The 20437-nt window shown below is 52.2% G+C and carries 14 protein-coding genes; 5 read left to right on the top strand and 9 right to left on the bottom strand.

Annotated features, from left to right (window positions below; genetic code table 11):
• Positions 1-186: 186 nt before the first annotated feature.
• Positions 187-1635, top strand: a complete 1449-nt coding sequence (locus tag M6D81_RS25865) for an extracellular solute-binding protein (RefSeq protein ID WP_262680069.1) — start codon at positions 187-189, stop codon at positions 1633-1635.
• Positions 1636-1654: 19 nt separating this feature from the next.
• Here M6D81_RS25865 and M6D81_RS25860 read toward each other — a convergent pair whose 3' ends face one another.
• Both M6D81_RS25860 and M6D81_RS25855 read right to left on the bottom strand, forming a co-directional pair.
• Complete coding sequence (locus tag M6D81_RS25860) at positions 1655-2491, bottom strand: carbohydrate ABC transporter permease (protein WP_262680068.1); 837 nt, start codon at positions 2489-2491, stop codon at positions 1655-1657.
• A gap of 27 nt (positions 2492-2518) precedes the next feature.
• A complete protein-coding gene (locus tag M6D81_RS25855; protein ID WP_262680067.1) occupies positions 2519-3466 on the bottom strand; it encodes a carbohydrate ABC transporter permease in 948 nt (315 codons plus the stop codon).
• A 329-nt stretch (positions 3467-3795) separates the two neighbouring features.
• Between M6D81_RS25855 and M6D81_RS25850 the strand changes: the two genes are divergently transcribed.
• A complete protein-coding gene (locus M6D81_RS25850) occupies positions 3796-5202 on the top strand; it encodes an extracellular solute-binding protein (RefSeq protein WP_262680066.1) in 1407 nt (468 codons plus the stop codon).
• 53 nt (positions 5203-5255) lie between these two features.
• On the opposite strand, the gene M6D81_RS25845 is transcribed toward M6D81_RS25850, so the two are convergent.
• A complete protein-coding gene (locus tag M6D81_RS25845) occupies positions 5256-7286 on the bottom strand; it encodes a right-handed parallel beta-helix repeat-containing protein (protein WP_262680065.1) in 2031 nt (676 codons plus the stop codon).
• Between the two features lie 101 nt (positions 7287-7387).
• Between M6D81_RS25845 and M6D81_RS25840 the strand changes: the two genes are divergently transcribed.
• Positions 7388-8194 (top strand): helix-turn-helix domain-containing protein, encoded by an 807-nt coding sequence (locus tag M6D81_RS25840; protein ID WP_262680064.1) that lies wholly within the window; start codon positions 7388-7390, stop codon positions 8192-8194.
• Positions 8195-8224: 30 nt separating this feature from the next.
• On the opposite strand, the gene M6D81_RS25835 is transcribed toward M6D81_RS25840, so the two are convergent.
• From M6D81_RS25835 to M6D81_RS25815, 5 genes are all read right to left on the bottom strand, one after another.
• Complete coding sequence (locus M6D81_RS25835; RefSeq protein WP_262680063.1) at positions 8225-9766, bottom strand: FAD-dependent oxidoreductase; 1542 nt, start codon at positions 9764-9766, stop codon at positions 8225-8227.
• 201 nt (positions 9767-9967) lie between these two features.
• The gene (locus M6D81_RS25830) at positions 9968-11854 is read right to left on the bottom strand and encodes a hypothetical protein (RefSeq protein ID WP_262680062.1); all 1887 of its coding nucleotides are present in this window, start codon (positions 11852-11854) and stop codon (positions 9968-9970) included.
• Positions 11855-11873: 19 nt separating this feature from the next.
• Positions 11874-12776 carry a carbohydrate ABC transporter permease gene (locus M6D81_RS25825; RefSeq protein ID WP_262680061.1) on the bottom strand — a complete coding sequence of 301 codons (903 nt, stop codon included), beginning with the start codon at positions 12774-12776 and terminating at the stop codon, positions 11874-11876.
• A complete protein-coding gene (locus M6D81_RS25820; protein ID WP_262680060.1) occupies positions 12770-13675 on the bottom strand; it encodes an ABC transporter permease in 906 nt (301 codons plus the stop codon). Before M6D81_RS25820 ends, M6D81_RS25825 begins: the two co-directional genes overlap by 7 nt.
• Positions 13676-13702: 27 nt before the next feature.
• Complete coding sequence (locus tag M6D81_RS25815; RefSeq protein ID WP_262680059.1) at positions 13703-15361, bottom strand: extracellular solute-binding protein; 1659 nt, start codon at positions 15359-15361, stop codon at positions 13703-13705.
• Positions 15362-15768: 407 nt separating this feature from the next.
• On the opposite strand from M6D81_RS25815, the gene M6D81_RS25810 reads away from it, so the two are divergent.
• Positions 15769-17037, top strand: coding sequence for a response regulator transcription factor (locus M6D81_RS25810; protein ID WP_262680058.1), 1269 nt, complete (start codon positions 15769-15771; stop codon positions 17035-17037).
• A 26-nt stretch (positions 17038-17063) separates the two neighbouring features.
• Positions 17064-18863 (top strand): sensor histidine kinase, encoded by a 1800-nt coding sequence (locus tag M6D81_RS25805; RefSeq protein ID WP_262680057.1) that lies wholly within the window; start codon positions 17064-17066, stop codon positions 18861-18863.
• A 61-nt stretch (positions 18864-18924) separates the two neighbouring features.
• On the opposite strand, the gene M6D81_RS25800 is transcribed toward M6D81_RS25805, so the two are convergent.
• Positions 18925-20412 carry an extracellular solute-binding protein gene (locus tag M6D81_RS25800; protein ID WP_262680056.1) on the bottom strand — a complete coding sequence of 496 codons (1488 nt, stop codon included), beginning with the start codon at positions 20410-20412 and terminating at the stop codon, positions 18925-18927.
• Between the last annotated feature and the right edge of the window lie 25 nt (positions 20413-20437).

Here is a 20437-nt window from a genome sequence, read left to right as displayed (position 1 = left end):
CACTGATGTACATCTGAGATGATTTTTCTTCATTTTTCGCTTGAACTGGTGTATATATTGATGTATATTGGTTACAACTTACAGTAATACCTCTCAATATGCTTTGTCAACCAAATAATTGCTGTATAAGTCGATTCTCCCTTGTTGAACTGATGTACATCTATCATATATTGGAGGGGACTTCCCTTGCCTCAATCATCCAAGCCAAGCCGCAAAAGCTTTCAGCAGCGACTGAATCATATGATCCAGTCGCTTCGTTCGGATATTCTGAACGGTCAATACCGCGCCGGAGATTACCTTCCTGGAGAGAAGCTGCTCGCCGATCAATTCATACTGAGCAACAAATCCGTCAGGAAAGGTCTGGATCAGCTCGTGTCGGAAGGACTTATTCAAAAAATCGACCGCGTCGGAAGTCAAGTGCTGCAAGCCGACACGATCGAGACGGTAGCGCTCGGCTACAACTCGACCATTGAGAGAGACATTGCGTTGTCTGCTTTAGTTGAAGACTTTCAAGCTCTGCACCCTCATGTGAGAGTGAAGTGCCTCCCTCTCAAGTCTACGAAGGACTATATCGAATCAATCTCCACCTATATGGAGCATGAGATGATTGATTTGTTCACCATGAACCATCGCGATTTCCAGAGTCTGATCGAAGACGGGGAGTTAGCCGCGCTTCAGCCTCAACCGGAGTCAGAGCACGTCTATCCGTTGTCCAAGGAAGCGTTCAGCATTCATGGCATGTTATATGCCCGACCGCTCGTATTCTCTCCTCTCATACTCGTCTACAATCGCACCCACTTCGCGGAGTGCGGCATCCCGGAGCCGGATGGCAGCTGGACATGGCATGACGCACTGCGTCATGCCGCTGCTTTGGCGAGTCCCGGCCAGCGTCACGGCATGTACTTCCATCTGCTGTCGGATAATCGCTGGCCGATCTTTCCGCTTCAGGGCGGGGTCGATTTCCTTGCGGACGAAGAATGGTATGAACGGGTGGACAACGAAGTCATAGCAAGCTGCCGAATGTGCAAGACGCTCATATCCAATCATCACGTCTTTCCCAATCTGCTCTCAGAGAGCAGTGATGATGTGAATGAGCTGTTCAGGGAAGGTAAGGTCTCCATGATTCTGACCACCTATATGTCCTTGAACGACTTCCGGGATTCGGAGCTGGATTACGACATATCGCCGCTCCCGTTCCTCTTCGAGCCCAAGTCGGTAACAGTAGTGATAGGCGTCGCTATGAACAAGCGGTCTAGCGGCAAGCCATCCGCACGGCTGCTGATGGACTATCTCAGCTCCGCCAGAGCGCAGCAGCTTATACGCCAGCGCACACTAAGCCTGCCCGCGACGAAGAAGGTGGCAGAAGCGCCACCTCCGATCGCCGTTCAACACGCACCCCAAGGAACAAGACTGCCGGAGCTGAATATCCCATCCCGGTTCGCGTTGTTCCGCGAGACCATGTCCTCATTCCGGCTGCACTCCGCTCTTCATCTGTCGGATCAGCCATTCAACCGGCTGAAGACGATATTGAAGCATTACTGGGCGGATCTGATGGATGAGAGCGGCCTCTACCTGGAGCTGCGCACCTTGTTCCGCGAGGAAGCGAGGAAGAGGAGGCGGCAAGCGCATGAGTAGCAACGAATGCTGCTCGGCGCTATCCTTTCACCGCGCCGAGCGTCGCTCCCTCCACAATCTTGCGCTGGAAGAAAACATACATCAGAATCGACGGAAGCATAGCGACGATAACGCCGGCGAACAGCGTCACCCAGTCGGCCGTATACTGCATCTGAATGTTGGCGTGGTACATATTGACGGCAATCGTATATTTCTTCGGGTCGCCCAAATAAATGAAGGGATGAAGAAAGTTGTTGTAGAGCGACAAAAACTTGAAGATGGCAACCGTCACAATGCCGGGAGTGGACAGCGGCACAATGATCCGCCAGAATACGCCGAACAAGGATGCCCCGTCGATCTTCGCGCCTTCCTCCAGCTCCTTGGGCAGCGACTGCATAAAGCCGCCAAGCAGCAGCAGGAAGAACACACTCTCCCCGAAGCTGTCCAGAATAATAAGGCCCGTCAGACTGTTCGTCAAATCCAGCTGCTTCATGAGCACGTACTGCGGGACAAGCGCATTAATGCCCGGCAGAAACAACGACAGCATAATGAGCGACCATACGAATGCCCGCCCTCTGAACGACACCCGCGTTAACGCATACGCATTCAGAGTTGTCAGGAACGTCCCCAGCACGAGACTCACCCCGACATAATAAACCGTATTCACCATCGCCTTCCCAAGCCCATAGGAATTCCACGCGTTGGCGTAATTGCTCCACAGCAACTTCTTGGGCAGCGACCATATATTTTGAAAAAACTCGGGATTCGACTTCAAGGACACATATACGATCCATGCCAGCGGAAACAGTATCGTAAGCGCCCATAAAAACAGCAGCAATCTCCATATCCCATCAACAAACGTTGCTCTATGTTCCATAGCCTATTCTCCCCCTTCGCCAATCCTCTAAAATTCATAACCCCGATTAGGCATAAACTTGTCAATCAACAGCTTCGCGCCGACCAGAATGGCGAACAGCAGCATGCCGATAGAAGATGCATAGCCATAACTGTGAACCTCCTCGCCGAAAGCCAGATTGAACATGTATAACCCGATGACATCCGTAGACCCCGATGGGCCGCCATTGGTCAGGATCAATATGAGCTCGAAGCCCTTAATCGTGCCCAGCGAGAGGAACAGCGCACCGACCCGCACAATCGGCATGATGAGCGGAATCGTAATTTTGAACAGCCGCGTCATTGGCTTCGCTCCTTCAAGAATTGCCGACTCGTACAGCGATTCCGGTATGGAACGCATCGCATTCATGTAGATAATCGTATACAGGCCGACTCCGCCCCACACCATTGGAGGGATCAGACACCAGAGCGCGGTCCGCTTATCCCCGAGCCAATAAAAGTTGCCCGTATCGATGCCGAACAGCTCCAGCACGCCGTTGAGCAATCCGTAGCTGCCATCGTAGATGAAAGCCCAGAGCAAAGTAACGACTACTGTCGCAAGTACATTGGGAAAGAAAAACAGCACCTTGTAAAATGAATTCTCACGATATCTTTTGCTAATAAGCAGATGAGCCAAAAACAGGGCGAGCATTGTCGTAGCCGCCGGAACGAATATCATAAGCAAAAAATTGTGGTAAAGCGCTTTCCATACGAACGGATCGGTTAGCATATGCTTATAATTGCTGAACCCGACAAAACTCGCATCCGTAAGTCCATCCCAATCCAATAGTGAGTAATAAATAGATAATATGTTCGGGTATAGCGTAAATAATAAATACCCGGCCAAACACGGGCCAACCGCCAATAAGACGAACAGCCTCTTCTGAGCCTTCTCCCGTAAAAGCCAACTTCCCTTTTTCAATTGTACGTCTTGCTGCAAAACTGCATTTTTCTCCACCTGTGACCCTCCCCATTGCGTTATAATAGGACTTAGAGATCGTAAGCGTTTTCTTGTTAGTTTATAAATTACTGTACAAAAGTAAAGATAAAGCATATTTAACTTAAACTCAACTTTATATATACTTTATATAGTGATTGTAATAACTGCTTCTTGAGCTGTCAACTCTTTCCTCTTCATTTCCCGCAAAATTAGCTTCTTGCTTCTTATTGCGTATTGTGCTCTCCCTTTACCCGTTCTTAACTTCACAATTGACAGTCCCAATTACTTCGACTATATTTTTATATAGCAACTATACAGTACAGATGACGATGAATGAGGGATATGTAATGAAGAACAGACCGACTCGAAAGAGCTTCCAAGCCAAGCTGGATCAGATGGTGCGGCAACTGCGGAACGATATCGTCACCGGTCGTTATGCGGCAGGCGATTTCCTTCCTTCCGAGGCCGCTCTGGTAGAGCAATATGAACTGAGCAACAAATCTATTCGCAGAGGGCTTGATCAGTTGGTAGAGGAAGGTTATATCGTGAAGAAGCACCGTATTGGCGCGATGGTCACGGAAGCTGCCCGTCAGAGCAAAGTCACGATTACGCTGGGAGTCAGCCCATCCATTGAGCGCGACTTGGATTTGCAGCATGTGCTGGACAGCTTCCATCGGGATAATCCCGGCATTCGAGTGAAGACGATTACCTTCTCCACCTCGACATCGTTCGATTACTTGAATACAGCCAGGCAGTATTTGGAGAACGGGCTGATCGACGTCATGTCCATCAACCATATAAACTTCCAGGAATTTGCGGAGCATGAGAGCACTCACTTGCTGGAACCGCTCACACCGAACGCCAAGCATTATCCATTCCTGACCGAAGCCTTCACGCTCAAGAACAAAACGTATGTGCAGCCGCTCGTATTCACTCCGGTTATTCTGTGCTACAACAAGGATCACTTCCGCGAGGCTGATCTGTTGGAGCCTGACAGCAGCTGGACATGGGACGATGTGGCGCGGGCGGCGGAGAAGCTAGCGAAGCCGCCGGAGCGGCACGGCTTGTACTTCCATCTGCTGTCCGAGAACCGCTGGCCGGTCTTCCTGCTGCAGAGCGGCATGACGTTCCGCAAGGAAGAAGAGGGGCGCTATCGCTTGAACGGAACGAAGCTGATGGACAGCATCGAGCTGTGCGGGGAGCTCATTCATAATCGCAAGGCGTTCCCCAACTTCCTGTCGGAGAACAGCGACGACGCCATTCAGCTGTTCCTGCAGGAGAAGCTGTCGCTGACGCTCATCAATTACTTGAGCTTGAACGAATTCAAGGATTCCAGCCTGAACTACGATATTTGCCCGCTGCCGTACATCAACAAGCCCGCCACCTTGCTTATATCCATCGGCATGGCCATCAATGCCAAGTCCGATCAGAAGGAAGCCGCGGGCGTGCTGGTAGATTACCTGGCTTCGGAGAAGGCTCAGCGCTTGCTGCGCGAGAGGACACTTAGTATTCCCAGCATGAAGCCGATCGCCGAGTGGAAGCCGGAGAGCGAGAACGAGTCGTTGAACAGGCCGGAGAGCTACTATTTGTTCAAGGATATTATACCGACCTATCACTTCCATCGCGATCTCAACTTATCTGCCAATCAGTTCAAGAGCATAAAGAGCACACTTCAGCTGTACTGGTCGGGCTTGCTGGACAAAAACGAGCTGGCCAGCAAGCTGGAGGAGGAATTGGCCGCTCCCGCACCGTGAAGCGAAGCTATGGTTAAGACGGCCTGTGTTGAGCTTACTTGAACAATCCTTCATTAATATCGCTCGAATGGGGCCCCCACTTCACTTAGGACAGGGTGGGCAATGTACAGCTGCTTGGAGGCCTGATCGGCAATCATGCCTACCGACAACTTGATCGAACCGCTGTCTGGCATACGGAACACACTGGATATGATGCGCCAGTCCGTGCTGTTGGCATACCCCTGCGTATTGGCCCCATTCCCTGTTATGAATAATTGCGCATTCATGCCGGAATGCGACTGCTTGATGTACATGCCGAAATACATATACTTGCCTGCTAATTCCGGATAGTCCTCTGCTTGGATGTAAAACCCCCATTGATCCGGCGTCCTTGCTCCTGTATAGGAATAAACGCTATGCATCCGATATTTGAAATTCGCTGCTGCAAACGTACCCGGCATGCCGAAATCTCTCACCTTCTGAAATTGATCAAGCGCAGGCGCATAATTCACTTTTGGACAATAGCGGATATCTGCGCCATGGAAGGTAGGCATATCGGCCAATTCCATATCGTCTATTTGCAATGGAATCACATTCAGATAAGGCCGATAGGAAGAGGTGACATCATTGTCCCGCATCGTAATGCCGTTTATTTTGGCTCCCAGCCCTGTCTTGTTGGTTCCTGTTCGAAGCACAGTGAAGTCCTTGTTCGGACCGGAGTAAATGAATGTATTCTTCTTTATTTCAAGCCCGATCTCCGCTGCGTAACCCGCCACGAAAACCTCCTCTTGCTTCACGGAGACAAAGTTGTCCGAAACGGTGACATTGCGCGATGGATAACGACCTTGAATGGCTTCCGGCTCGGCTGCCGATACATTGCCGTTCAGGATGATGCAAGCCTTCAGACTTATCGCCGGGTTCGTAAATGCAAGCCCGCTTGCGCCATTATTTTCGAAGTAGCAATTGTGTATGCCGAGATTAAAAGCTCCCTTCTTCACATAAATGCCGCATTGCTCATTTTTCTCAATCGTACAGCCCTGTATTCTGGCCTCCAGGCTTTCATGCGCCATATGAATGCCGATACCGCCATTTCCGAATATTTTGGTATTGATGACATTCAGAGCATTCACCTGTCCGGCTGTGAACAGCAGACCGTCTCCGCTATTGAAGGAAAGCTCGCAGGTGTCCAGATCGTTGCACCATCCGTACCCGATACCCAGCGCCGCTAATTGCGTCCCTTGAATGCAAAGCTTGCGGAACAACGTATGGGACAGCTTCGCCGCATACAGACCGTACCTCATCCGCTTAGGGTCATGAATCGTCCCGCTGACAATGCCGAATTCTGTGAATTCAAAGCGGTTCGCGACTCGTGTATCTGTAAACTTGAAGACAACTTCAAGCGGATTGTTCTCCGTGAATTGGGAGTGAGGCTTGAAGAGGGACAAATAAACGCCGTCACCCGCCATGCGAATCGGAGCGCCGTCCGAAGCGATCATTATTGGAGCGGATACCAAATAATGACCCGAAGGGACGTATACGCCATGCCCTTTCAATTGAGCCGTATTAATCGTCTGCTGTATCGCAGCCGTATCATCCGCCGCATCGTCCCCTTTGGCGCCAAACCATCGTATATTCAAGCTGCCGCTGAACATTCTTTTGAACCTTGCCCCCGCCAGCGCAACGATTGTGATGCCGTTATCATCAGCGGACAGAAGGTCTGTCGGGTCATAATAAAAGCATCCCTCTCTGCCTGATTCAATAACATAGTACACCAAATGTTCATGGGGCTCCGTTACCGTCCTCAGCTCAGCAATCGTTGTCGTAACAAGGAACTCCCCGTTTTTCAACGCTTCAATCCACGGGTATCTGTCCCCTATTGCATTAGTCAGCATATCGTCTCCATATACGCTGTCCGTTACAGACGAACCTTTATTGCTTCCAGGCGATGCCATTGCTGATCCTTGAAGCAGATTGCCCGCTGCGTAAGCCGCTCCCACCATTCCGATCGATGCGAGAAGCTTTCTTCTGCTGATCAAGCCCTCTTTTTTTGCATCGCTTTCATTTTCTGCTGCAAGATCCCCGTTATTTCTGATTTCATCCGTCATTTTTACAGCCTCCTGTACGAGAATTGGGTTGTTGCTCCTACATGGTGCTTGTATACTGGATGATAACGATACGACTAAATCAACTTTACCGGAGGAGCCCTATGGACTATCCTATCGTCGTTAAAGATCAACAATATATGAAGGATAAGCGCGCGTTCTTGCTGCGCTCCTCCACTTGCTTGAACTGGACCTTATTCGCGCCGGAAGCAGGCCGGTTCCAATTCCGCATCAACAGTTGCACAGGAGAAGCCGGCACAGGAGATCTTCTCGTCTGTCCGCCCCATACGGTGCTTCACCGTGAAATGGTCGATCCGTTAAGCTCGCATTACGTCAAATTCGATTATGCCCGCTCAAGCTTCCAGCATGAGAGCGATATGGCCGAGCAGCTGCGTGACCTATTCGCTTACAAGATAACGCTTACAGACCAAGAGCGCCTTCGCAGCACGCTGCGCAGTCTGCATGATGTCGACCATCTTCACGACCTGGACAGCGCTCTGTGGCGGACACATCTGATGAATGATCTCTGGTTATCCATTAAGCAAGAGGCGGCAGGCGCAGCCCACTCGCGCAGCATCGGCGATCCGCTCATGGCGGAAGCGCAACAATGGCTGCAAAGTCATCTGCACGAGGAGCTGTTCATTCGCGATGTGGCTGCACGCTTCCACCTGCATCCGGTACACTTCGCCCGCAGATTCAATCGTTGCTTCGGCGTTACGCCGTCCCAATACTTGACCGGATGCAGAATCGAGAATGGACAAAAGCTGCTGCGCCAGACCGACTATACGATTGAGCATATCGCCCAATTATGCGGATACGATAACGGCTTTTACTTCAGTCGCATGTTCACTAAAACTACCCGAATGAGCCCGTCCCAATACCGGAAGACGCATAGCCCGTTAATTCCGTAAAATGGATCAAACTATTCCGTGTCGCATCACTTAGAGCAATTGCCCATCTTGCTCCAGCCTCCGCCTGAGCGCTTCGTAATCCACATCCTGAATAGCGCAGTCGCTCTCCATCGCAAGCACAGCGGCCGTGCCCGCAGATTGGCCCAGCATCAGAAAAACCGGTTCCAGTCTAAGCGAGCCGTAAGCAATATGAGATGAGGATAAGCAGACGGGTACAAGCAAGTTCGTGCATTGCTCCCCCTTCGGCACAATCGCCCGGTATGAGATGGGATACGGACCCGCCGTCATCACTTCCACATTGCCTTCGTTGACACAGCAACCGTCAATGACAAGCCTTCTGCAGTTATGGGAGTCCATCTTGTAGGATGCGATTGCGACAGCATCATGCTCTCTGGCATAATGGCGGCAGTGATTCTCGTTAATGACGACATCGGATATCATGCGTCGCCCTTCCCGAATGTACAATTGATGCGGCCAGTTCGCCGTATTCATGAACTCGTCGCCCGCCAGTCCCCACTGCCTCATCTCTTCTCTAATATAAGAAGGTACGCTGTCATCATAGCTGAGGAAATATAGCATGCCCAGATTATAATTCACATGATCCTGGAAGATCGCTTCCCTCGTCTTGTAGTCCGCTTCCGGCCAGGCATGATTGGCGCCGATATGGTCGGTGCTGACCGCCCCGTGATTGTTCAGATCCGTCTTCCCATGCTGCAGCATGCTGTTCAGCGATACGGCGTCCCATACGCCTGCGCGCAAGTAGCGCTCCAATAGGGTGAATCGCTTCGGATCATAACCGGGCGGCTCGGGGAACGGCAGCCGATTATCGGGCACATTCGTCAGACAGATACGAAAGTTGTACGCCTGAACAGACTTGTCTCCTTGGCCTTGTACCCCCGGCGCTTCGTCCGACACGCCGGGAAGCAGTCCGCTGTCCGGCTTGCCCGGTATGACGTACGGATCAATCCAGGCATTGAAGCGATGGGTCGGCGAGCCGAACTGTATGCCGTTGTAGGTTTCCTGGTAGACGCTGTTCGCTTCCCTGCCCACATGATAAGCCACGCCCGAGCGGGCCATAAGATCGCCTTCGTACGTAGCGTCAATGAACATTTTGCCGCGGAATACGTTGCCGTTCTCCATCACAAGCTCCGTTATTCGACCTCCCCGCTTCGTCACTGAGCGCAAATATTGGCCGTAATACACCTTCACGCCCGCACGATCCAGCCAGCGCTGGAACACTTCTGTCGCTGCCGACGGCTCGAACAGGAACACGGCTCCATCTGCTTCGCCTCCGCCATACTTCTCCCCCATCTCCCGGTAGAACTGTCTTGCAAGCCCGCCAATGGTATCCTTCACGCCGAAGTCCGTCTTCCCCAATCCTCCCGCTGTCGTTCCTCCCAGATGAAAGCCGGCCTCGGCTATCACGACTGACGCCCCCATGCTAGCCGCCTGCACAGCAGCGGTAATCGCCGCCGGCGTCGCACCATATATGCACAAGTCCGCTTCTGCTGCCGACTGCAGTTTTTCACTGTCATCGGGCCTGTATACGTTTAACTGGCTGAAATCAATCATGTTCCTCGCCTCCGCCTGCGAATTGTTTGCTGCCTCTTAACTATACTTGCGGCAAGCAGCCGGACACATGCACTTAACCAATGGATGCATATACATTTGCAACATATCCCGTTATCCCATTGACGTGTGCTCAAATCAAAAAAGAGCGTCCGCCGCAGTGGATGCGGCAGACACTCTATCCTATGCTTTCAGTTTGAGAGCCTATACAAAATAAAACGAACCCATGCTTTTACTGGTTACATCGAATTGAATCGTGACTTGAACGAGTGCGTTGGTCAGCGCACCGCTTACCGTTAAAGCGGCGTCGGTGCCGGACGCCGTGAAATCCAGCGTGACCGCTAAATCGCCAGATTGCAGCACATCGAACCGGGACAGCGGCGTTGTCCAACTGCCTCCCGAGCCCTTGAATACGGTGCAGACGAACTCGCCGACCGCGCTCTGACCGGGAACATTCTGATGATTCACGATGGTGTAGGAGATTCTCGCCTTCAGCCATCCGAGCGTGTTCGGACTGAAGGAGGCGAACCGGGCCACCACCTCGCCGGAATCATAATTCTTCACATTCGTATACCGGATGGTATCCGTATAGCGGTATTCCTCTCCGTCGATCGGAATCTGAATGCCCTTCTTCCGTTCATTGGTCGAATAGCACGCAATCTCCTGACCAAGCTGCGAGTCGCCCGCGTGAGCGCCTGCACCCATTCCGTCTTGCCCCATCAGAATGCCGTACACCGTCTCCATATGCAGCACGGGGTACAATAATCCTCTGTCGGACAATACCTCGACGCTGCCGTCCGACAGCCTCACCTTGACCAGCTTCCAATACATGCTGTCATACTCCGGGGTGGACTGGTCTGCCGCGCTCCCGATCAGATAGTCGCCCACTCTTACATGCGTAGGCATATTGATGTATTCGCCGATCTTCACGGGCGCAGCTGACGAGATATCCAGCATAACGGTTTTGGCGAACAGCGTGCTATACCCTCCGACAGACATGACGCCGTTGTGAATCGTTCCGTAGCGGGGACGATAGATGCCCGGTATGCTGAACGTCCCTCTGCCGTATACGTTCCCGTCGCCGTCAATATCGAGACGCGTAATATTGTTGTCCGCCTTCCATGTGAGCAGATAGTGAATGGAGCCGTTCGATACGATGCTCGCATTGCCTACGGCGCCGATACTGAAGTATTTCTCGTTCGAGGGAGCACCATTCACGAGATCGAACACTTCGATCGTCCCCTGCCCCCAATTGGGAGCATACAGCCTGCCATTGATCATGCAGCAGGTCTGCACGAAGCCTGTCGACTTGCGCGTATACTCCAGCTTGAATTGAAGGGCGGCATCTACGATCCGGAACACCTTGATTTTATTCCCTGTGAATACGAACACGTCGTCTTGATAGACCGCCATCGCTCTTGCATCGGCGCCTACTCCGAGATCCATCCGGAACACGGCCTTGATGCTGCCCTCGCCGTCCGGCCTGACTACAGAAATATAGGAATTGTCATTCTGTGAATAGCTTCCCTTGAACAGGCAATAGAGCGCTCCTTTATAGGGAACAATAGTCTCCGCCTCATTCGCGATCTGACCGGCGGGAGGAACCGGCTTCACTCTGTCGTATTCATATAATCCGTTATCCCCGATCGGCGCTTCCTCCTTCTTCGCGTCGAATATGCGCTTATACCGGATGCCAGCCCCTGATACGATAATCGTCAGTCCGTCATCGGGCGATGATGTATCCTGATCGTCGCAGTAGAAGTGTCCTTCCTTCCCCCTATCCTTCACGAAGTAGATGACGTCGTTGTCGGGGGCGTCATTCTCTCTCAGATCCTCTATTGAAGAGACGACGACATAATCGTTCAGCATCAGATCCCGCACCTTCGTTCGCTCTTCGTCCGGATCGGCGTACGCTTTGTCCATGCCGCCATTCACAAGACTGGAGGCGGCGAAGGCTGCACCCGTCATTCCCATCCAGGCAAGCAGCTTTCTTCTGCTGATGCTTCCGTTCTCCCCCTCGCCACCCTGCCGAAGGGCTTCTTCCTCTTGCATATAGGGCTTGGACAGCCCTTGTTCCCGTTCGTTCGACATCGTTCATTCCTCCTATCGTTTACTCCTTCAAGGAACCGATCAGCACACCTTTTACAAAGTATTTTTGCAAGAAAGGATACACGAACAAGATGGGCAGGACGGTGACGATAATCAAGGCGTATTTGATCTGTATGGCATACATCGTCCGATTAATGTCTTGCGCCATCTCCTGCACCAATGCAGCGGAATTCTGAATCAGAATTTTCACGAGATACAAGGACATCGGATGCAGGCTGGGATCGCTTAAGTAAATCATCGCGCTGAAGTAGCTGTTCCAGTGGCCAACCGCATAGAACAGCGACAGTACGGCGAGAATCGGCTTGCTGAGCGGCAGAATGATTTTGTACAGGATATAAATGTCGTTGGCTCCGTCGATCTTGGCCGATTCAATCAGGCTTTCCGGCAAGCCCTGCAGGAAGGTACGGGCAATGATGATGAAATAGGCGCCTACCGCCGCCGGCAGAAGAATCGCCCATCGGGTATCGTAAAGCCCGATATTGCGGACCAGCAGGAACATCGGAATCAACCCGCCGCTGAAAAACATCGTAATGACGATGAATACCATCAGCTGCTTGCGCAGAAAGAATGTTTTTCGCGCCAGCGGGTAGGCTCCCAGCAGCGTCATCGTCACGTTAATCGCTGTGCCGATAATCGTGTAATACAACGTGTTGTAGTAGGAGCGCCATACGTCGGGATTGTCGAATACGCGCTTGTACGCTTCAAGAGAGAGTCCTTTCGGCCATAGCCATACGGAATTGTTAATGACATACTCGGGATCGCTGATCGACATGCTGACCACATAGAGGAAAGGGTACAGTGTAATGACGATAACCAGCAGCATGAAGGACAGTAAGCACGCGTCGAAGGATTTTTCCGCCAATCCTTTACGAATAGCCGCCACAGCCGTCTCCCCCCTTACCATAATGAAGTCTCCGAAGCCTTGCGGCTAATATAATTCACAGACACAAGCAGAATCAGGTTGATCACATTGTTGAACAAGCCGATTGCCGCCGACAGGCTGTACTCTCCTCCCAATATGCCCCGCCGATAGACGTAGGTGCTGATGACGTCGGCCGTTTCATAGGTGGCAGGGTTGTATAGCAATATAATCTTCTCAAAGCTGACATCCATCAGATTCCCCAAGCTTAAGATGAGCAGGATAATAATCGTCGGCATCAGGCAAGGCAGCGTAATATGCCGCATCTTGTGCCAGCGGTTGGCGCCGTCCATCTGCGCGGCTTCGTACAGCTGAGGATCAATTCCGGCAATGGCCGCCAGATAAATAATCGTTCCCCAGCCGAATTCCTGCCATATGCCGGAGGAGATGAAGATGGACCGGAAATAACCTGCTTCATTCATGAAATGGACAGGCTCGATCCCGAATGCGCCAAGTATCATATTAATGACGCCGTCGGTCGGCGATGTGAAATTGACGATCATGCCCGCTATGACGACAACCGATATGAAATGGGGCAAATAGCTGACCGTCTGCACCGTCTTCTTGAATAAATTATCCTTAAGCTCGTTCAGCAAAAGTGCAAAAATGATCGGGGCCGGAAATCCCCATACGAGCGAAAAGAAGCTGAGCAGCAGCGTATTCTTCAGCAGTCTCCAAAAATAGATGGAATCGAAAAACTGCTCGAAGTAGGCAAAACCGATCCATGGGCTCCCCATAATCCCCTGAAGCGGATAGAACTTCTTGAATGCAATGATGATGCCGTACATGGGGACGTAGTGAAAAACAATATAATAGACGATGACAGGCAGGATAATCACAAGCAGATATTTGTCCCGCTTCGCCTGCTGAATGAATGTATTCACGTTAATGAAGTCGGCTACCTCCTTGCGTTACCGATTGATGAAGCGCTCATATTGCTGCTGCTTCACCTTCACAATCTTGTCTATGCCGAATGCCTTCAGCTTCGCAGTGAACTTCTCCCAATCGATGGGGTCTTTGCCGGTAATAAAATTAACAATGGTCTCGTCGATATACGTCTGCATATCGGCGGATATGACCGACAGCTCCTCAATCTCCTGCGGCGTGAGGACGGCGAACGGCTCATTGTCGGTCATAAAGCTCTCTACGCGCTTGGCCTGCTCGAGCGCCTTCGGATTGTTCTTGAGCAGCGCCGCCGGCGACTTGGACAGCGGTCCGTTCGCAGCTCGAATCCAAGGTGTGGGCGGATAAGCTCCAATGGAACGAAGCGCGCTGGCGGGGTCCAGCCCATCCGGATTGTTCATGACGAACTGCGTATATTCCGGCTCGCCATTCACCAGCTCATAGGACATTCCTTCGATGCCGAAGGTGACAAGACGATTGCCTTCCTCGCTTGCATAGATATAATCCAGCCACTTGATGGCCGTTTCCTTATGCTTGGACTGCTTGGCAATGACCCAATTGCTGCTCAATGGGCCGTACTTCTCATAATGCGCCTGATAGCCCGGCTCCTGCGGCGGAAGCGTGAGCAGCCAGCTTGCATCGCTTTCGCCTCCTTCCTGCGACATCTTGTCGAACTGGCTTGCCCGGCTCAGGAAGTGCATCGTCGCGCCCACCTGATTCCGCGAGATCCCGGCGATAATCGTCTCCTCCGTGCTTTGCAGGAATCCGGGGTCCAATAATCCCTCTTCGTACAGCTTGTTCAGCCAGACGACAAGCGTCTCCGCTTCCGGGGTCATCCATTCGAAGCGAACGTTGCCGTTCTCATCGGGGTAATACCCCTTGCTGTGAAAGAGATGAAGACCCAGCGCGTTGCCGAACATGCTTAACCCCTTATAGCCGTATTGCGGCATGAACGGAATTTCATCCGCCTTGCCGTTGCCGTTCGGATCGTTCTGCTTGATCGCCTTCAGCGCGCTGTACCAGTCGTCCAGCGTTCTCGGCTCTTCCAGACCAAGCTTATCCAGCCAATCCTCGCGGATCTGGAAGCCGAACGGATCGGTAAGCGCCCCTCCCGTCGTGACCGCCGCCAGTGAATACAGCTTCCCGTCGAATGCCTTCATCTTGTTGTACTCGGTCGGATTGTCCTCCATGAACGCCTTGATATTGGGCGCATACTGCTCGATTAAATCGTCAAGCGGCTCAATAACCCCCGATTCGATCGCTTTTCCCAGTTCAATGGGAAGCGCGAATATATCCGGCAGATCCTTCGCCGCCGCCAGCTTGGTCTGCATGCTAGTCGCATACTGGTTGACGGGAGCGACTTCCCACTTCATGTTCACGCCCGTCCTTTTCTCGATTTCCTCCCATACCGGCAAATTTTGCGCCATGCTGGCGGGCGCGTACCAGTTATCCCAACCCCCGTATCGCAGCGTAACGGAGCCGTCTTCCACGATCGGGAGCGTGTATCCCTTCTCGGCGGATGAAGATGACACCGTCGCCAATGGACTTTCGGTGGCATTACCGGCTCCGTTAGCCGGTGAATTCGCCGGGCTTTGCTTCGCGCAGCCGCTGAAAGCTACAGCTGCCGTCAACAGGATGACGAGCGATGCCCGTTTTAGTTTTGCCATTCCATAACCCTCCTTGTATGCTCATGCTCTCTCGCGAAGCCCATCTGGCGGGCCCGGCCTTGCGGTTGCCTCGCGAATGCCCCTCCCAATCCTAACCGGTTGGGTGTAAAGCGCTTACAAACTTATTGTAGCAACCCCCCTCCCCGAAGAAAACGGTACAATATCATGATTTAGTCCCAGAAAAACGACAATCTGGCGGCTATCGCGACTAGTCCTGCTTACGCTGCCATACAGATGCTTGCCCCTATCCTCCCGGATCGCCTCCGGCTCGACGAGTGCAATATTTCAACCAATCATCCTACTCTCTTTACCTTCAGGCCGCATCGCCTTCCGCATTCATTGACAGCGCATACATTTCCCAACATAATGAACATACCATGAATACTCGTACCGGAAGAGGTGGGCCGATGTCGTATCGCTTGCTTATCGTCGATGATGAGGAGGATATAAGGGAAGGCTTGGCCGAGCTTGTCGACTGGGAGTCACTGGGCTTCACGGTCGCCGCCCGGCTCGTGGACGGAAGGGACGCCATCTCCTACATGCAGAGCGACCGCGTCGATGTCATCTTGACAGATATCAAGATGACGTTCGTGTCAGGTCTGGAGCTTGCGAAATATGTGTACGATGGGGGGCACGATACGAAAATGATCCTGTTAAGCGGCTACAAAGAATTCGAGTTCGCCCAGCAAGCCGTCCATTATCAAGTGGTGCATTATCTGTTGAAGCCAACCCGGCTGCCCGAGCTCGTCCGCGTCTTTAAAGAGGTCAAGCTGCAGCTGGACAAAGAAAAAAACGAAAAGGAACAGATGCTCAGCATCCAAAGCCAAAACGAAGAGATGCTTTCCCTGCTTCGGCGGCAATTTTTCGCTGAGCTTCTCGCAGGCACGTTGAAGGAACGCCAGGAGATCGACCGAAGGCTGCCATTCATTGATCTGCCGCTCGATCCCGACAGCTCTCCATGCTGCAGCTTCTGTATCCAGTTGCCCCGTTCGAAGGAACTTGCTCCGGAACATCCGGAGCAGGCTAACAGCCAATTCTTTCGACTTATCGCGCAAATCTATGAGAAGGAGCAGAATCCTGTCCATACGATTCCGGTAAGCGTCGAAGACGATATGATTGTATTGGCCGCTGTCGACTGCCGTGCTAGCCATAGTCCGGACTGGACGCTGAAGGAAGCCGTACACTTGCAATTCGAAACCGTCAAAGGCCGAATCCGGGCGATATGGGGAATTGAAGCCCGCTTAACCCGCTTGACGCTCGCCCCCTCCATTATGACTATGATCGCAAAGCAAGCACGCGAAGACAGCAGACAGCCCGCATCGAGCGAGGGAGACACGCCCGATACGTTAGTTATTCAGAAAGCCAAAGCTTATATACAGAACATGTACGATAAGGACATCCTGCTTGAGGATGTAGCGGAGCATGTCTATCTAAGCCCCGTCTACTTCAGCCGTCTGTTCAAAAAACAGACCGGACGCAATTTCACCGAGTATTTAACGGAGGTGCGCCTGATGAAGGCGATGGAATATTTGCGGCAGCCGCAATACAAGGTTTATGAAATCGGAGCTATGATCGGTTACAAGAGCACCAAGTATTTCTTCAAATTGTTCAAGCAGTACGCCGGCTGCACGCCGTCCGAATATCGGAACAAGCTTCACGATGCAAGCGGCCGATGAAGGACTTCGCCGGCGTTTGGTTTTATATGAAGCATTTTAAGATCCACAGCATCTTCCTGCGCAACTTCCTGCTGATCGTATGTCTCATCATCTTGCCGGTGTGCGGCATCGGAGCAGCCGTCTATTACGTCTACAACAAGGTCATGCAAGAAGAAGTCAGCTCTGTGCATCTCATCGGATTGTCCCGGCTTCGGGATATGATCGACATGACCGTCAGGGAGATCGATGACTTCGCCCTGCAGATCGCTTCCGATGAAGCCTCGCGATGGCTGCTCGAAGAGCCCTATCCGGCAACTCCGGACTACGCCATGAATACGCAATTGACAGCGCTGCGCCAGAAGCTGACGCCCGTTAACAAAATTAGCGGACAGTTCATTAATTCCGTGTACTTGTATGCGGATAGAAGCAACTACGTCATGTCATCGAATCTGAGCTTGTGGAAGATGGATTGGTTTACCGACAATGGCTGGTGGAACGATTACTTGACCCACAAGAAGGAGAGTGACAGATATTGGGTCTCGGCAAGAGCCGCCAAGCAATTTATCGGCGAACAGAAACCGAAACAGCTGCTCTCGCTCTATTACATGGCCCCGCTGGATGAGAAGGTCAAGCAAGGTGCGGTTATCGTCAATATCGATACGGAGCGTCTGGGCCATTTCATCAACAACGTGAACGATCTCGTAAGCGAGGATATCTACATTATCGATAAGGACGGCATCATTCTCTATAACAGCGAGCCGGCGCTCTTGAACCGCTCCTTGGCGGACATCGGATCGCTGAAGAATGTGCTGCGAGGCAGCGAAGGGACGCCTGTGCAGATGAGCATTGGCGGCAGAACGGAATCTGTTGCCTATCTATCCTCACAGTATAACGACTGGATCTTTATTTCCGTCATTCCGTTGCAACTGTACGATGAGAAAAATGCACACTTGCGCACGTACCTGTACGTCATATTTGCAGCAGGCTTCATCGTCGCTCTGCTCCTCGCCTGGCTGATTGCCATGAAGGTATTCCAGCCTATTCGCAAAATCATCTCCATTGTGGAAAATCCCGACAAATGGAACTATGGGGAACTGGAGAAGCAAGAGCCGCATCGCAACGAAATCCGGCAAGTGGCAGCGGCCATCACACGTTCGCACGACAAGCAGGTGGTGATGGAGCAAGAGCTGCGCAAACGGCTGGTCCTGCTGAAGCAAGCGCAGAATGTCGCTCTGCAATCGCAGATCAGCCCGCACTTCCTGTACAATACGCTGGAGACGATCAATTGGAATGCGATGCGGTTGACCGGCGGAGAGAATAAAGTATCCGATATGATTACATCCCTGTCGCTGCTGCTCCGACTATCGCTGGAGACGCCGTCCAATCTCATTCCCGTTCAAGACGAGCTCCAGCATGTCCGGCATTATATTGAAATATTAATGATCCGGTACAAGAACAGCTTTACGGTGGCATGGGACATTGATGAATACGCGATGCGCTCCCGGATACCAAAGTTCACCCTTCAGCCGCTTGTCGAGAACGCCGTGTATCACGGTCTGAAGCCTCGGCAAGACAAAGGAACCATAAGGATTACCGCTGAGCGGCGGGATGGGCGGATCTTCTTCGCGATCGCCGACGACGGAGTCGGCATCGATCCGGAGCGTACGGCACACATCAATAACGAGCTTCAGCATGGCTACAGCGAGCCTGGCGCAGGCGACCATATCGGCATTAAGAACGTCAATCAGCGCATTAAATTAACGTTCGGCGAAGATTATGGCATCGTCATCGTCAGCCGGCCGAATGAAGGCACATGCGTACAGCTAACGATTCCCGCTCCGCAATGATATAACGCCAACGTAAAGCGCCCCCTGCTATTCCAGCAGGGGGCGCTTGCTTGAATCGATCTTATTGTTGCGCCTGACGCGCCTTCTCCATCAGCTTCTCGGCTTCCTCCAGCATCGGCACAGGGTCCTTCGTGCCTTCGGCAATCTCATTAATGGAATCTGTATACAGCTTATTCGCCTGCTGGAAGGCAGGGTCCGTCAAGGTGACGGTATGGAAGCCGCTTTCCATCAACACCTTGTTGTTGTCAATGAATTCGAACATCGCTTTCGGAGCATTCTGCAGCTTGTCGGCCCTTGCAGCATCTTCTGTGAAGTCCTTGCGCACCGGCAGCATGCCGCCCTTCTCCGCAATCAGTTCCTGTACATCCATATTCCACAGCCACAGGCTGAATTCCATCGCCCATTTCTTGTTCAGCTCAGGCTTATTCGCCCAAATATGAAAGCCGTTCCCCGTGGAATTGCGGATGACGAACGTTTGATCCGGGTCCTCACCGAACGGCACCGCCATGAAGCCCCACTCGAAGCCTTCCGGCGTCGCGTTCTTCATCTCATTGCCGATCCAGCTGCCGTTGGATGCCAATGCCGCCTGCCTTTGCAGTACCTGCATCTGCGATTGCGTATGATTGAGCGCCGACACTCCTTTCGGGAAGTAGCCCTTCTTGCCCAGCTCGTAGATGCGGTTCCACATGTCAATCATCTCATCCGAGGTGTAATAAGGATTCGCATATTCCCGGAATTGCTTCGTGAATGTATCCAGATTGTCGTTCATCATAGCAATATGGAACAATGACCAGGGACCGAATGAGTTGGATATATAGCCGGGATATACGCCGGGATAGGTGATGGGAATTAGGCCATCCGCTTTAATGGCCGCCAGCAGATCCGTAAATTCCGTCCATGTCTTCGGATTGCTGTTCCAGCCCTTCTCTTCGAACAGCTTCTTGTCGAAGAACAGTCCCGCGCCTGTGCCCGCAATCGGCAAGGAGTAGGTCTGGTCCAATATGCGTGTCGTTCCTTCGAACTGCCCTTCCAGCGAGATATCCTTCAAGGTAGTGCCGGGCTTATCATACAGCTCCCGGTCCCATAGATGCTCGACCGGCTCCAGCTTCCCTGCATCTACCAGACTGTTCAATGCTGCGTTCCCGCCCGGAATTCCGCCGGAGAACATATCGAACATGTCATCGTCGCCAGCCGCGATTTTGGTCGACGTAATCTTCGCAATGTCGGGGGAGGAGGTAATATCCAGCTTCACATTGGGGAATTTCTTCTGGAACGATTCCACAGCCGCATCGAACCATTCTTTGCCCATGCCTTGATTGGCGAAGCCGACCTTCAGCGTTACCTTCTCGTTTTTCGGCAGCCCGTTCTCCGGATACACGTCCTCTTCCGGCTTGCTCGTGCTCTCCGCATCCGTCTTCCCGCCGGAATTCGTGCTGGCGGGAGAGGTTTCCTTAGGAGCATTGCTTCCTCCGTTGCCTGCGCATGCGGACAGCAGAACCGCAAGCATGCATATAATCGTCAATAAGGTGATAGGATTTCTTTTTCTCATTTTAGAACGACCTCCTTTTTTTATG

It is taken from the genome of Paenibacillus sp. J5C2022 (assembly GCF_025567625.1).
Taxonomy (GTDB): domain Bacteria; phylum Bacillota; class Bacilli; order Paenibacillales; family Paenibacillaceae; genus Pristimantibacillus.
This window is presented reverse-complemented; position numbering and strand designations above follow the sequence as displayed.